Genomic DNA, 15,609 nt, shown 5'->3' with positions numbered 1-15,609 from the left:
CGGAATGCCTCGGACGACCCGCTGTCTCGACGCCGTCGTCGGAGAGTTGCGGGCCCTGTCCGCCGAGGAACGCGAGCACGACGTCCTGGACGAAGACGTCGCCCGCGTCTCCCTGCTCGAGCACGCGGACCTCAACGTGCTCGGCCGCTACACTTCACCGCCAGTGTCCCGGCCACCGGCGCCCTGCGCCCGCTGCGCGACCCTGACTCGCCGGAGCTGCTGCAAGCAGGTCTCGACCGACCAGCAGTCGACCGCCCGGCAAAACCTCGTCCTGGACGAGGCCAGGATCGAAGACCCGGTCGTCTTCGAGGAGGACCCCGGCACCTCCAGCCGCCTCCATCTCCTCCAGCGCCCGAAGTTCCGCGAACTGCCCACCTACACGCGGCCGGGCGGCACCGTGCGCATCTCCGACCACGTCGTGCCCCTTTCAGAATCGTGGGATTCCGGCGCCTCGCAGTGGACGGCGGCGCAGCGGAAGGCCTACGCCAACGGCCTCGCCGAACCACGCGCCCTGGCCGCCGTCACCGCGCGCTCTAGGGTGTGCATCGAAAGTGGATCTCGATATGTGATGATCTTGGTCCGTGGCGATTGCCGCGGTGCGACTCGAACCAGGCGGTTCATTCGACGCACTCGACCCGCCCGAGACAACGCCTGGTGTTGTGGGTCCTGTTGGGCGGCGCCGTCGGCGGCGCGGTCTACCACCGGCGTGCTCTGATCCACGTCCACGGCGAAGACGCCCTCGGGCCCCAGCGGCAGCTCAACGCCGCAGCGTGGCGCTCGCGGCGCCGACGGGTGCGGCGAAGAACCCACGCGCCTCATGACCTGGTTCAAGGGGTAGGCGCACGCAATGAGCCGAGACCGCGAAGACTCCGGGATGTCGATGGCCGGACGCCGAGTGGGTGGCTCCGTCCCTGTCCGAGCCCGCTGTGGCAGTCGAAGGTGGTCAGCCACTCGACGCGAGCAGTACGAGGCAGGGTCAGAGGAGGCACGACTCGCAGTCGCCCTGACACGGTCATCATGCGCACATCACCTGGGTCGCGCCATTCCAGGGATGGGCGGCCTGCCCGGGACGGTCCGGGACCGTATACAGCGGGCGGAGCCGTAGATCGCCGCGGCAAGCAGCGCAGGTCGCCCGACCCGGACCGAGGGATCTCACCCAGCGGCCCCCTTCGCCGGGCGATCCGGGTGGGGCGCTCTCCGGCCCGCAGCCGCTTCTGCGTGCCATCAGCAGTCCACTGACGCGGGAGTCGACTGCTTATCGGATAGCACGTACCGATTACCGGACGGAAATCTATTTCTGACGGTTCACCAAGAAAAAGCGGGAGCTGGGGTTCCATGGCGCCGGGATAAACAAGATGCAACATCAAAATTTCTTTATTCAATTTTACTTGTTTATCTGTCAACCTTTGGCCGGGCTATGGATCAGTAGCCGTCGTTGCACGGACTGACGCGCGCGCCGCACGCCGGGCGCCAGTCCGTGCGCTCGTGAGTAAGGTCTGGCACTGGTGGAGATATCCGATCCCCTGCGGGCGCGGTTGTTGCGTCCGCTGGCCGGGGGTGTCGCGGGACTCATGGCGCTTGGTGCGCTGTCGGTCGCCGCATCCCCGGCATCCGCTTCCGAAGGTCCCGGCACGTCTGTGGTTGCTTCGGGTGACGGTTGGTCCGTCACCCAGGCCGCGGGCGGCTATGCCGTGTCGCTGACACTGGACGCGGCACTGCCCATGAAGGACGACGCCCCCGAACTGCTGGCCGACGGTGTCGACCTCGGTCCGGCCACGGAGTCCGCCGATGGGCGCACGCTCACGGTCACCACTCCCGACAGTTCGCCGGCCACTGCGAAGTCGATCACCTGGCAGTGGTCCAGCGGGGGTGACAGCACCGCCACCGGCCCGACCACGCTGCCGTCGGCGGCCGCACAGGCCAAGGCCCTGAAGCGGCTCTCGGCGATCCCGAACGGCATCGGCGGTTCAGGGTCCACCTCCGGGGACCCGACGACCATCGGCACGTCTCCGTACACGATCGCGGACTACAACTTCGGTGCGCAGTCGCTCCCGTTGGCGGACATCGGCGGCATCCGAGGCGAGCTGGAAGGCCGTATCTACCTGCCCAGCAGCGCAGGCGCACACCCGCTGGTGGTCTTCGTGCACGGCCGCCACAGCTCCTGCTACAATCTCACGACGCTCAGGGGCGCCAGCGGTTGGCCCTGCCCCGACGGCACCGCCCCGGTTGTGAGCTACGCCGGCTACGACGGCGCGGGCAAGGCACTCGCCGCGGACGGCTACACCGTCGTGTCGATCTCGGCGAACGCCATCAACGCCAACGACAACCAGCTCTCCCCGGACGACGGCGCGATCACGCGCGGCCAGCTGGCCCTGGACACACTGACCATGCTCAAGAAGGCCAACCAGGGTGAGTCCGTCAGCTACCACGACGCGGCGACCGACCGGGACGTGACGCTGGACCAGGCGCTCGTCGCCGGCCAGGCGACCTACCCGGCTGGCGCCCTGACCGCCGCGCAGCTCGTCGGCACCATGGACTTCAGCAGGATCGGGCTCATGGGCCACTCGCGGGGCGGCGAGGGCGTGGTGACCGCGGGCACCCTCAACGCGGGACTGGCGAAGCCGTGGAACATCAAGTCGGTCTTCGCCCTGGCCCCGATCGACTTCACTCGCGCCACCCTGCCGGACGTGGTCACCACGACACTGCTGCCGTACTGCGACGGTGACGTGTCCGACCAGCAGGGTCAGCACTTCTACGCCGACTCGCGGGGCAACACCTTCTCCGACGACGTCCAGCGTTCCGACATCTGGGTCATGGGCGCCGACCACAACTTCTTCAACACGTCGTGGACCCCGCCCTTCCCGGCAGGCTCGGACGATTGGTCGAGCTCCAACGACGCCGTCTGCGGCACGAGCAGCACGGCTCTGGCCTCGGGCAAGAACATCCGGCTCACGGCCGAGCAGCAGAACCAGGTCGGCGCGGCCTACATCTCCGGCTTCTTCGAGCTGACCCTCGGCGGACAGAACCAGTTCCAGGGGATGTTCGACGGTTCGCAGCTGGAACCGCCCTCCGTGGCGGACTTCGCCGACGTGCGTACCGTGGCCGAGCAGCCCTCGTCCCTGCGCGAGGACGTCGCCTCGTTCAAGACCACCAGCCCGCTGATCGGCACCACGACCGGGGCGACGGCCACGGTCTGCGCCAACAAGTACGGCCGCACCGTTCCCGAACCCCTGCCGTACTGCACCAACCCCGGGAGCACGCTCACCAACCAGCAGGTGCCCTACTGGACCCCCGCGTCGTTCGCACCGAACGTCCCGCTGAATCCGATGACACACCTGACCTGGACGGCGGCCACCGGAGCGCTCGCCGTGACCATCCCGGCCGCACAGCGGAACGTGTCCGCTTATGAAGAGATGACCGTGAACATGTCCCCGGACGAGAGCGTCACGACCGGGACGGACATGACGCTGAGTGTGACCGACGCCTCCGGTCACACCTGGAGCGACCTGGTGTCCGACCTCAACGGGTGGGGCGTCACCAGGATGCCGTCCAGCACGTCGACCAACCTCAACAAGATCGTGCTGCAGCAGGTGCACGTGCCCACCGCGACCCTGGCCGCAGCGGGTCTGGACCTCAAGCACCTCGCGAAGGTCACGTTCACCGCGGCCGTCGGCGTCGACGCCGTGACCACCGGTGGCGTGTACCTGTCGGACCTGGGCTTCGACAGCAAGGGCGTGGGCACCCCCGACCCCCGCACGCGGACCACGGTGAACGTCGCGTCGACGACCGCGGAGGAAGGCGGCGGCCCCGGCACGGACGATGTCGCGGTCTACCTCTCGCAGCCGAGCTCGTCGCCGGTCACCGCATACCTGACCGTGGTCGGTTCGGCCACCGGCAAGGTCGGCCTCGCCATGCAGCCCGTCACCTTCCAACCCGGCACGACCTGCCAGGCGGTGACGGTCCCCGTGACGGGCGACACCGTGGCCGGAGCCACCCCGACCACCGCGTACAAGATCGGGGTCTCGAACTCCACCAACGCGGTCCTGGGCAGCCAGGACTTCGGCACCCTCACGGTCCGCGAGGACGACGGCACCACGGGCACCACGTCCGCCGCGCCCCCGGTCGGTGCCCAGGGCAGCGTCTGCGCCGAACACCAGGCACTCTCGCAGCCGGGGACGCTGGCGGTCAGTGACAGCAAGCCCGCTCCGGGCGCCACGGTCACGGTCGGCGGCTCGGGCTACCGCAGCGGCGAGAGCGTGGCCTTCACCCTCGCTTCCACGTCGCTCGGCAGCGCCGTCGCCAGCAGCGACGGTACCGTCTCGTTCCAGGCCGTGCTGCCTGCCGACCTGGCCTACGGCGGCACCACCGTCACCGCGGTCGGAGCCGGCTCGGGCTACACCGAGACGGCTGACATCGATGTGCTCGCCACGACATCGACGACCCTGAGCCTGAACCCGGCCGCTCCTGGCATCAACAAGGCGGTCGCGCTGAAGGCGGCCGTCACCGGCGACGGAGCCGACGGCGGAGTGGTGACTTTCCGCGACGGAACCACCGTCCTCGGGCAGGGCACGGTCACCGGCGGGACGGCATCGTTGTCCGTACCGGCTGGATTCAAGGCGGGGACGCACAGCTTCACCGCGTCCTTCGAGGGAACCGCCACCGCGGACACCTCGGCCTCCGACGCCGTGCAGCTCGTCCTGACCAAGGGCCACAGCGCCATCGCCGTGTCGCTGCAGCAGGCCTCCACCACCTACGGGCACGCGGTCTCCGGGATCTTCGCGGTGGCGGGTGCCGACAGCGGCACGGTGAAGGTCAGTTACGGAACCGGCTCGCTGTCCGCGAAGGTCGGCGCCTCGGGCTCCGGCAGGTTCACGCTGCCGGCGTCCCTGTCCGTCGCCACCCACACGGTGTCGGTACAGTTCACCGGCACCGACGTCGTCGCCCCCAGCGGTGTCGCGACGCAGAAGCTGAAGGTCGCCAAGGCGAAGTCGGCCACGACGCTCACACTGTCCCGGACCAAGGCGACGCACGGCAAGACCGAGAAGGTCCGGGTGGTGGTGGGCAGCCACAGCGGCGCCGCCTATCCGACGGGCACGATCACGGTGACCGTCAAGGTCGGCAACACGACCGCGACCACCAAGGTCACCCTGACGGCAGCCGCGAAGGGCGCTCACAGCTTCACGATCAAGTTGCCCAACAAGAAGGGAACAGCAACGGTCACGGCCGTCTACGGCGGGAACGGCAATTATGTGAGCAGTACTTCGGCGCACAAGAAGCTCACACTGACCTGATCCGGGTCGGCTGACGCGGTGGGGGGGCCGACCGGGTCTCTCCCCCACCGGCGTCGAGGCCGGACTCGTCGAGTCCTCCCCGCCCGCCGGCGGGAGAGGGCCCAGCGCGGGCCGAACTCCTGGCAGCCGCCGACCGGGGGCCTTTCCGAAGCCAGGGGCACCGGCAGCGGGCTCCTTCCTCTCGGGAGTGGCGGTTCTCCCGTCCGTACAGGAAGGCACACGGAGTGGGGGTTCCCGGTCGGGAGCCAGGTCCCAGCGTGGTAGTCGTGCAGTAGGTCGGCTGCGGCCCGATCCAGGCAGTCCGCGGAAGATGGTCGGCATGGCTGTGTGACGAGCGACCTGGAAAGTGGCGTCGTGTCGCTGGTGTAAGGGAGGCCGGCCCCGGGTGGGTGTGGTGGCGCTGCACGAAAGGCGGCTCCCCGGTTCGGGGATCACAGAAGCTCGGCGCGGACCCGACGCGCCGAGCTCCTCCCGCTCCGGGTGATCGCCACTGTGTCTCTTCTCAGGTGTGCAGGGCGGAGCGCCGTGTCATGAGGCGGCCCAGAACGCAGGTGCGCGGCGCCGTCTTTGAGGGTGAGGGTGCCGTCGCGGAAGCCGGCGGCCGGCTAGCGCGCTTCCCGCCAGCGCATTGTCGTCGGTCAGCGGGCGGTTGGTGACCAACATCTGCAGGAGGACCGCAGCCCGAACCGGAGTTTCCCCTTAGAAGGGCTCGCCGGCGTGGAATTCGTACGCGTGCCGGTAGACGGCGCCTGCCGGCGTTCGCCAGTCGTCGATTCCGGTCTCGCGGCCTGTCTGTCCCTCAAGGCGCTGGAGGGCCTCTTCGATCCAGCGGGCGTCAATACGCAGGTACGTCAGCGCAGGCCCGCCGGGAAGTTCTCCTCGAATTCGGCAAGCGTCGCCGTCATGTCGTCGACCAAACCAGCCACGAAGTCCTCGCCGGCTGGGTCGACGTCTTGCTCGACCAGGCCTGACACAGAGACCTGGACGGACATGCCCTGGCGGGCTGCACGTTCCCTGACGCGGCCGAGGACATCACCGACGCGCACGTCGAACTGCTGCTGGTCAGTCGCCATGGCCCCACCGGGCAATCGCCAGGACGGCCCGCGAGCTATCGGCCCGCGCCGTTCGGGCCACCCGCGCGCGGGGCGCCCCGCAGCAGCACAGCCAGGCGGCCGTCGGCACGGACCGCGCTGACCAGCTGCAGCGGAGTCGACGGCTTCGGCGATAGCCGATAATCGACCGATGAGTTCCATCGAACGCCCCTTGCCGCCCCTGAACGCCGACGAGCGCACCACACTCGAAAGCTGGCTTGACTTTCACCGCGCCACCCTCGCCACGAAGTGCGAGGGCCTGGACGACGGGCAGGCCGCCGTCCCGTCCGTGCCACCGTCCGGCTTCACATTGACCGGCCTCGTCCAGCACATGGCAGAGGTGGAGCGGAACTGGTTCCGCCGAGTGTTCGCCGGAGAACAGGCCCCGCCCATCTACGACCCGCAGGCCGACCCGTCTGCCCCCGACGGCGGCTTCGAACTGGCCGAGGGCGCCACACTGCAGCACGCCCTCGCCACCTGGCAGGCGGAGATCGCCCGCGCCCGTGAGCTCTGCGCCGACCGTGCTCTGACCGACACAGGCAGCTTCATGGGGCAGGACGTCAACCTCCGCTGGATCTACGTCCACATGATCGAGGAGTACGCCCGCCACAACGGCCACGCCGACCTGGTCCGGGAGCGCATCGACGGCACAGCTGGCGTATGACACCAGATCAGGTCCTCCCCGCCTTACGGTGAGCGACGCGCCGCGGAGTTCGTGCCGGGCGGCGCATAGTGCCAGGGTGCCCGGGTGGCGGAACATGTGTGCGCGAGATCGATGACGACGAGGGGTGGCGCCTGCTGCGGAGCATCCGCAGAGGCACCCATTCTTCGTTGCCCGCCCCGGCGGCCGGCTGCGCGACCGCTTCCCCGCAGGGGTCCTCCCGGCCTGGCTGGGCAAGGACGACCTCGACGTCTACGCCGGGGAGTTCGAGCGCACCGGCCTCACCGGCGCGCTCAACCGCTACCGCAACATGGACCGCGACTGGGAAGACCTCGCCCCCCATCGCGGCGCCCCGGTCAAGCACCCGTCCCTGTTCATCGGCGGCGCCCTGGACGCCTCCACCACCTGGATGTCGGACGCCATCGACGCCTACCCCCACCACCCTCCCCGGCCTGTCGGCCTCCCACATCTTGGAAGGCTGCGGCCACTGGATCCAGCAGGAGCGCCCTGACGAGGTCAACAGCCTCCTGACCGAGTGGCTCGCCACTCTCCAGGGCTGGCCCAGGCGGGCTACCTGGGCAGCTCGGCGGTTCGCTCGGGTCTGTGCAGCCAACGGTCTGGCCGCCCTTGGTGTGGCTGTTCGCCGCGATCGGGAGTGTCTAATAAACGGCCCAGTCTCACATTCGGTGGTGACGGAGCGTGCTGCTATCCGTGGAGGATGCGGTGGCGAAGTAGGGTGAAGCCTGCCCGTCCGTGCATCTGGCGCGCGATCCGCTTGGTTTTGGTGTTGACGCCCTCGGTGGGGCCGTTGCTGAACGGAAGCGTGAGCGCGGCGATCACTGCGTCCCGGTCTCGGTCCAGGCCCCGGGCGAAGGAGTGCAGGTGGGGCAGATCGGTTGTGCGGACCTGCACGATCCAGCGCGCGAGCCCGTCGGCGTTTCCTTCGCGGGGTGTCAGGAGGTGGGCGAAGTCCGTTATTTAGGCGGCCAGTTGGGTCATTTCGGGGCAGGCGGCGGTGAGCTGTCCCAGGAGGTCGCGATGTTCGGTCTTGAGGTTGTCGGGCCTGGTGAGGAACCTCCGGGCGAGCCGGCGTGGGGAGATGTGGCTGCGGTCGGCGTCTGCGCGGCCTTGGTTGATGTACTTGTGCAGGAGGTTGAGGCAGCCGGTGTAGCCGAGGGCCTTGATCTCTTCGAAGAGGCGCTTGACGGGGGCGGCGGGGTCCTCGGAGCGGCGTTTTCGCAGGTGGTCGCGGTAGGGGTCGACGAGGCCGGCTCGGTATTTGGGGACGCGGAGCATGCGCTCGGGCCGGTCGGCTCGTGCGTAGCGTTTGATGGTGTTCAGGGCCAGCTGCAGTCGGCGGGCGCATTCGAGCAGGCCCACGCCCTGGTCGAGCAGGTCATGGACCTGGTGCCAGCGTTCCAGGGTGGTTCGGGCGCGCGGCCCGTCGTAGATGGGTGCGTCCAGTACGGTGGCCCAGCAGGTGCTGTGTGCCTTCACCTCGCTGAGGGCGGCTTCGCACAGGTTGTGCCACAGATGCCACCGGTCGGCGACCTGCACCGCGTTGGGCAGGGCCCGGCGGATGGCCTCGGCATAGGTCGTGGAGCCGTCGCGGCACACGACCTCGACGCCCGGATGTGCGCGTAGCCACGCTTCCAGCGTGTCGGCGGTGCGGTCAGGCAGCACGTCGATCCGCTCATGGGTCTCGGCGTCGATCACCACGGTGGCGTAGCGGTGCCGCCGGCGCAGGGCGAAATCGTCGACGCCGATCACGCGGGGCGTCCGCCCGGTGGGCAACGGGATGCGCAGCAGGGTGCGCAGGGCGGTGTGACGGGACAGGCCTACCGCGAGTATCGCCAGCAGACGCGCTCCCGCCCGGCCCGCTAACTCTTTGACCACGGCCTTGACCTGCTCGTTCAGCCGGGCCGTGCGTCGCTGGTATCGCTCCAGCACCCCGGGCACCTGCTCGCGGAAGGTGTGGCGGCAGCCCCGCGTGGGACACACCAGACGCCGCACCCGCACACGGACCACCACCCGGCGCCCGTCGACCGGAACGTCGGACACCGTCCGCCAGTGACAGCCGTGCACCCGACCCGACGAGGCCCCGCACACATGGCAGACCGCAGTGTCCAACGGAGTCCGGGCCCGCACCACAATCCGCTCACCCTCGCCAGCCACATCCTCCATGACCAGCGGAGACAAACCCGAAAACACCATCCGCACCAGCTCGTTGACATCCATCACATGAAAAACAACGACCCTCACAACTCTCCGTCACCACCGAATGTGAGACAGGGCCGTTAAGTTGACACACCCCGCAGGACTGCACAAGGCCTCCTGTTGCTCACTTGGATTCGACACCCATGAGCTGTGCAGGAGGCCCTATAGCGCAACGCTGCTGAAGTACTCGTCCGGGCGGCCTGTGCAAGCAGGGGTTCGGCATGGGCGCGCGCACCACCTGGTTCGTAGCTCAAGTCCGCTGCGAACGGTTTGAGTAGCGCCTCTGCGGGGTCGCCGCAGAGGCGCCGTGCTCACTTGCTGAGCCGGTAGGCCCGTTCCACGGTTTGCTGCACCGTGTTGCCCGCCTTGTCGGAGGCTGTGACCCGTAGGGTCACGTATGCCTCGTGGGGCTTGCCGTCCGGGCGTTCGATGGTCGCGGTGAACCCGTTGTGGCCGCGGTTCTCGACGTGGACCCGTCCCGTCCAGGAGGTGCCGTCGTCGAATGACGCCTCCACCGACAGCTTCACCCCGGTGGGGGTGGCGAGGCCGTCCTGGTTCCTGACGGTCAGATCGATGTCGTGCCGCTTGCCTCCGCCGACCGTGTTCCGTAGGTCGGCCGGAACCGCGTAGTCGACCTGGAGGAGCGGCAGCAGCGTCTCCGCCGTCGTGGTGCCGGATCGGAAGGTCCAGGACGTGGACGTACGGGTACCGGTCTCCCAGTCCTGGCTCAGGCGCTCGGTCGTCAGGTCCAAGCGGTAGCGGGCTTCCCCCGCGGGAACCACGAAGTTGCCCCAGGCATTGTCGGCTTCGCTCACCTTCCTGCCGTCTCGGTAAAGGACTGATGTCACCTTGTCGCCCTGGTAGGTCGCCTGGGCCGTCGCACCGGGCTCTGCGGAGGTCCGCAGGCTCCACGGGATGGCAGTGTCCTGGCGGGCCCAGTGGCTGGCCTCTGAGTCGGTGTACTCCGGGATGGCCAGACGGAGGACATCACCGTCACGGGCCGAGGGACGGTTCCATCCACGCGGAATCGAGGGCCGTACGACGGCCTTGTACCACTCCTCGTGGGTTTTCTCGCCCGCCTTGAAAGTGCGGGGGGTGTCCCTCAGCCCCGAAACCATCGGCAGTTCCCAGTAGACCGGGGTCATGAAGTTGACGTAGTGCTGCCACTGGGTGTCCCCGGAGGTGACGTACTCGGTACGCGTCCCGCCGGTCGGGGCCGGACGCGAGGTCTCCCAAGCGACATCCGCGTAGGGGCGCCAACTGAAGCGCTGCTCACCGTCCCAGGCCAGTGCACCGTTGTCCGCGTAGGACGCCTTCACCCGCGCGGTGTTGCGGTCCGAGACCGTGTACGTCGCGTCCTGCGGGATCTGCTGCGGCCATATCGCCTTGATGTCGTACAGGTAGGGGCTCTTTACCGTCCCGGAGATGTCGATGACGGCCTTGTGCCTCTTCATATGCTGCAGCAGCGCCGCGCCCTGGGCGCCGTCCACCCGGATCACGGGAACGGCGGACCTTGGGGCCGTCGGTTCCCACTGGGTCCACGCCTGGAACCCTTCCGGCAGGACAATCATGATGCCCTTGGCGCCTGCTTTGGCAGCTACCTCGGCGAGGTCGTAACCGTTGCCCGCCGTGTCGTCACGGATGACGGCGATTTTGCCCCGCACAGTACTGGGCCGCAGGTCAGGCTGTTGCTTGGTCCCCGCGTCCACGGCGGTGAGCCGCTCCCCCTCGGCGTCGAAGGGGACTGACGCCGGAAGGTAGTACGGAGTGAGGTCGAAGTCCGCGTCGCGGACCTTGGTGATGAGCTGCGGAGCCGTCATCTCCCAGCGGGAGTTGAACTCGAACTCGCCCTCGGTGACCTTGCGCGTGGGACTCACGTACAGTTCCATCGTCTCGGCGCCCCCGTCGAAAGCGATGGTCTGGTCCAGAACCGTCCCGTCGATCTTCCGGTACATCTCGTACGACAGGTCGTTGCGCCGTACAGCAGGGTTAGGCGTGTGTACGCGCATCAGCTTGGCTGTCCGTGCGTCCAGCCTCACGGTCGTATCGGCGGTGACCTTCACTTCGGGCTGCAGGATCTGTCTGACCCGCGCCCCTGTAGAGGTCCACTCGACTGCGGTGGCGCCGATTTGGTACGTGCCCTCCTCGACCTCGGCGACCGATGGGTCGGAGTCGGAGAACTGGACATCCGCATCCCCTCCGAAGACCTGCAGGAAGTCCCAGTAGATGGGATCGCCGGCGGGACCGTACGAGTCCATGGTGATCTTGTGCACCGGGGCGTGGAGCGACAGGCTGAGGGTCGTGTGGACCGGTTCGCCGGACGAAGAGGTGGCAGTGACGTAGCCGTAGTAGTTGCCGCGACCAGCCTTTGAGGGGTCGAGGCCGATCGGCACCTCTACGCTCGCACCCGGGGCGATCCGGATCGTGTTCGCACCCAGTTTCAGCGCCTGCGCAGGCAGCTTCTTTCCACCGGCAAGGGTCGCCAATTCGGCATGCAGGCTCAGCGAGACCTCGCTCCGGGAGTGGTTCGTGTAGCGGATCACCCCCGCCCGCTCCACGGGAGATCCGTCCAAGCCATAGTTGCCCAGGGTGATCGACCCCGTGGCAGTGACAGGGCCGAACATCGCCGCCTTCACGTCGACACGGCCGCCACCCTGCTCGGTCGGCACCTGACCCGGCACCGTATGAGAGGTGCTGACAAGCGCGTCCTTGAGCTGTTCGGCTCCCCATTCGGGGTGCTGACCGGCCAGAAGCGCCGCCGCGCCCGTCACATGAGGCGTGGCCATCGAGGTGCCGTCCGCCGCGGTGTAGTACTGGTCGATGGGCATTCCCATGCTGGTGCCGGCGGCGCGCGCCGCGACAATTCCGACTCCGGGAGCCGTGATGTCCGGCTTCACCGCGCGGTCGCCATAGCGCGGGCCACGGCTCGAAAAGGAGGCCAGCGAGTCATCGCGGTCAACGGCACCAACAGTCAGGGCGGCGTCTGCCGCGCCCGGCGTACCGATCGTCGTGGCGCCCTGCTCGCCACTGTTGCCTGCGGCAACGACGAAGAGCGCCCCGCTGCTTCGGGAGATCTCATTGACCGCCTGGCTCATGGGGTCGGTGCCGTCGGTCTCCATGTCGGCGCCCAGGCTCATGTTCACCACCCTGGCGCCTTGCGCCGCGGCCCACTCCATGCCTTCGATGACCTGTGACTCGCTGCCGGAGCCGTCGTCCCCGAGCACCTTGCCGATCAGCAGGTCTGCGCTGGGCGCGACGCCTTTGCGGAGACCATTCGAGGCATTGCCGCTGCCACCGACCGTGGCGGCAACGTGTGTACCGTGACCGAAGTGATCCTCGGTCGAACCGCTGCCGGAGAAGTCCTTTGCCTCGAAGACACGGCCTGCGAGATCGGGATGTGTCTGGTCGGCGCCCGTGTCCAGAACCGCGACCCTCACACCCTTGCCGACGTATCCGGCAGCCCATGCGGCCGGCGCGTTGATCTGGCCGGTGCTGCGGTCCAGCGTGGGACGCACCTTGTGGTCCACCCAAATCTTGGGCGTCGCGGCTGTAGCCGCGATCGAGGAGTGCCCCGGGGGTGCGAGCTGCTTCCAGAAGGCCGCCAGGTCCCGGTCGGCCACCCGCAGTGATTGCGCATCGATACTGCTCAGCCGCAGCGGTTCTGATGTGGCTTCATGGAACCTCAAGAGCCCATCCACCCGCTCGGACGCCGCGCGGGCCGTACCTTCAGGCGGGGACACAATCAGCGGAAGAGCATCGGAATGCGCTTCGTCGTATCCCTGAGCAATAAGGGCCGTGACGTCGAACAGTCCCGCGTCCAGTCTCTCCGTCCGCACCAGCGCTGCCGCGTCGGAGGGAAGAACGGTCAGTGCACCGTCCCGCTCGGTGATCTGGAAGAAGACCTTCTCGCGCCCCGGTGCGCGCTGCACAGAAGCAACCCTTTTGCCGTTCGGCGCGTCGCTGACAGTGACCCGATCACCGGTGATCAACCGCACGGTGGCCGTACGCTCCAGTGACTCCGACGAGGGTGTGGCACCACCCTCGGGAGACCGGGCCCCGGCCGGCACCGCAACCCCCGCCACGACAGTCGCCGACATCGATATAGCCGCCCAGAGGCGGATCCGTCTCATATGTATCGCTGGCCCTTTCACGCAGCCCCGTGTTCAACTTCCCGAAATAATCGCTGAGTGGGCTCCATCCGTCACAAATTTCGAATGGCGTTCCTGCGACATGTCGCAGGAACGCCATTCGGTTCTCAACGCGAACCGAGCAAAGGGGCGATGGGACGATCCTGTAGAGCTGCTGCGCGGGAGCGGCCGACTGTGCTCCAGCAAGGTTGTCGAGATCGGACAACACAGGCAGTGTCCTGGCGCACCAGGCAAGTCTCGGTTCGGCGGTGGACCCGGTCGGTGACAGCTCACGCTGAGCGTCTGAAATTACAGGTCAAACCGCCCCTTCTTGAGGATCACATCGGTCCAAAGTGCCTTCACTTCGTCAGAGATCGCAGCACTGAGGAGTCACAGCGGGACTCACCCTGTCTCTTGAGGCAGGCCTGGCGCCTTCCGACAAGATCCTTGTCACCGGTCCAGCCAATCTCTCGTTGCACGGAATGGGCGAGTCGACTCCAACCGCGAGAAATGGCATAACCATTCAAAGGCTTGGCACTCAAATTCAATCATTTAGAGGTGCGTACCTGGTTGAGTATCGCTCGCAAAGTGACGTCCAGGGCGGACAGCCCGAAGAGTTATTCATCGCCCCCATCTCCTCACAGCGTCGGCAACGTTCAGCATCGTGTGAGCACGCCTCGGAGGGCGCACTGAGCATCGCGGACAGATGGCCCCAGAGAGCGGGCGGGGCGGCAGGAAGTCGGGAACGGCGGTCGGCGGGACCTCGCCGAAACGCGCGGCTCGCACACGCCGGCGGCCCGCGGCCGACACAGAGCGACTCCGTGAGCCACATGAGGTCTCGGGTCTCTCACGCAAAGCGGTCATAGATGGCAAACCGTGCGGAACGACCGGAACGCCGCCAGCGGCCGGCAGCCGTGAATCGGTGGCGTCAGCCGTGGGCCGCGCAGGATCCGCGCGACAATGCTCACGGTCGAACCGCCTCTCCTGTCGGCACGGCCAGAACGGGCCGAAGTCGCCGCAAACCCGGCCCCGTGCCTCCGAGGCTGGCCACGGAAGCCGCTGAACCATCCGCACTGCCCATGCTGAACCTGCAACAGCACCTCGGCGACGACCCGAAGCCATCGCGGGCGATTCCCGGTGAGACGGATCCTCGGATCTCGAGGTTTAGCACGATTTCATCCGCACCTGCCACACCTGGGATGTATCAACAAGTTGCGGGGCACTCACCTACTACAATGATGGGACCTACATGCAATCCCGTAGGTGCCGGCTCCTGCTTTAATGTTCATGTCACGAGACTGCGGGTGGGGATCTCGGCAGAACAGGCCGATATATCCACCCGATCCACCCTAGGTCAGTCTTCATGTGAAAAGCCGCGGCACTCCTGCCCCCCATGGGGGTGCCACGGCTCAGCAATGAACACGCGTATGATGTTTCCAGGCGGGGCCTTGGCTCTCGGTACGCACACCCATCGCCGAGGTCCCGCTTTTCCTAGGAATCACATGGCCGCCATAGGTTTCACAATTGCGTGACGCCTTTTGTCGACCCGAAATTCTTTGCAACCGTTCCAGTGGCGGCCCCGCCCCTGCGGCGTCTCGCGCAGTGTCCGTGTACCCCTTTCTCGCCCGGCAGGCCCTGGCAACCAATCCCGATACCCTTTCCGCTGTCCTCTTCGACCTGAGCGCAGCCTCTGACAGGATTCTGTCGTTCCTCACGCCGTCCTCGACGGTGCGGCAGCGAAGCTCAAAAAGAGTGGGCGGCTGCGTTCGCCAGCTCGCCCCGGGTCTTCACTGTTTGCGGTTCAACAGCTCGACCTGCATCAAGGACCCGAACGGCTCCGTCATCGCGTTGTCCAGGCTGTCTCGACCGTGCCGAACGGATGGCAGAAGCCCGGAGCGGAGCCGTTCCGCGAAGACCCAGGAGGTGAACTGGCTTGACTCAACCAGTGGTTGCAACACCGGCCTGTTGGAGCAGGAGTAGCTGCTCGTTGAGCCTTTTCAGCGGGGCCACCGATCGGGTGACGGTTGGCTGGTCGGGGATCGGTGCAGAACGGACGGGGCTCCCCGGCGGTTGAGCGAGATGTCTGACGTCTCAACTCTGCAGCCGGGGAGCCTCGTTGGTTACGTATCCTGCCTGTGAGAATGGGGATGCCGTTCCGGGGCGGCCTGGCCCATATCCTGCCTGGCTTGCGTGTTGATGCCCTGAGTGCGATCTGCCGGCTG

5 protein-coding genes and 3 pseudogenes are annotated in these 15,609 nt (G+C 67.4%); 4 read left to right on the top strand and 4 right to left on the bottom strand.

The genetic code is table 11. The features are described 5' to 3' along the window. Positions 1 to 4: 4 nt before the first annotated feature. Positions 5 to 715, top strand: a complete 711-nt coding sequence (locus tag PV364_RS39665) for a hypothetical protein (protein WP_319665806.1) — start codon at positions 5 to 7, stop codon at positions 713 to 715. Positions 716 to 1,691: 976 nt separating this feature from the next. After that, positions 1,692 to 5,291, top strand: a complete 3,600-nt coding sequence (locus tag PV364_RS39660) for an Ig-like domain-containing protein (protein WP_319665805.1) — start codon at positions 1,692 to 1,694, stop codon at positions 5,289 to 5,291. Positions 5,292 to 6,142: 851 nt separating this feature from the next. Here PV364_RS39660 and PV364_RS39655 read toward each other — a convergent pair. Beyond that, on the bottom strand, positions 6,143 to 6,364 hold the full coding sequence (locus tag PV364_RS39655) for a hypothetical protein (protein ID WP_319665804.1): 222 nt from the start codon (positions 6,362 to 6,364) through the stop codon (positions 6,143 to 6,145). 169 nt (positions 6,365 to 6,533) lie between these two features. Between PV364_RS39655 and PV364_RS39650 the strand changes: the two genes are divergently transcribed. Together PV364_RS39650 and PV364_RS39645 are read left to right on the top strand one after the other, a co-directional pair. Next, complete coding sequence (locus PV364_RS39650; RefSeq protein WP_319665803.1) at positions 6,534 to 7,046, top strand: DinB family protein; 513 nt, start codon at positions 6,534 to 6,536, stop codon at positions 7,044 to 7,046. A 157-nt stretch (positions 7,047 to 7,203) separates the two neighbouring features. Continuing rightward, positions 7,204 to 7,600 (top strand): annotated as a pseudogene (locus PV364_RS39645) (alpha/beta fold hydrolase); the annotation flags it as partial. 148 nt (positions 7,601 to 7,748) lie between these two features. Here PV364_RS39645 and PV364_RS39640 read toward each other — a convergent pair. The 3 genes and pseudogenes from PV364_RS39640 to PV364_RS39630 form a co-directional block, all read right to left on the bottom strand. Further along, a pseudogene (locus PV364_RS39640) lies at positions 7,749 to 9,281 on the bottom strand (ISL3 family transposase). A 290-nt stretch (positions 9,282 to 9,571) separates the two neighbouring features. Beyond that, entirely contained in the window at positions 9,572 to 13,255 is a 3,684-nt protein-coding gene (locus tag PV364_RS39635) for a S8 family serine peptidase (protein ID WP_319665802.1), read from the bottom strand. A 1,893-nt stretch (positions 13,256 to 15,148) separates the two neighbouring features. Further along, positions 15,149 to 15,318, bottom strand: a pseudogene (locus PV364_RS39630) (IS3 family transposase); the annotation flags it as partial. Between the last annotated feature and the right edge of the window lie 291 nt (positions 15,319 to 15,609).

Origin of the sequence: Streptomyces sp. MI02-7b, from assembly GCF_033793585.1 — a bacterium.
GTDB lineage: Bacteria > Actinomycetota > Actinomycetes > Streptomycetales > Streptomycetaceae > Actinacidiphila.
This window is presented reverse-complemented; position numbering and strand designations above follow the sequence as displayed.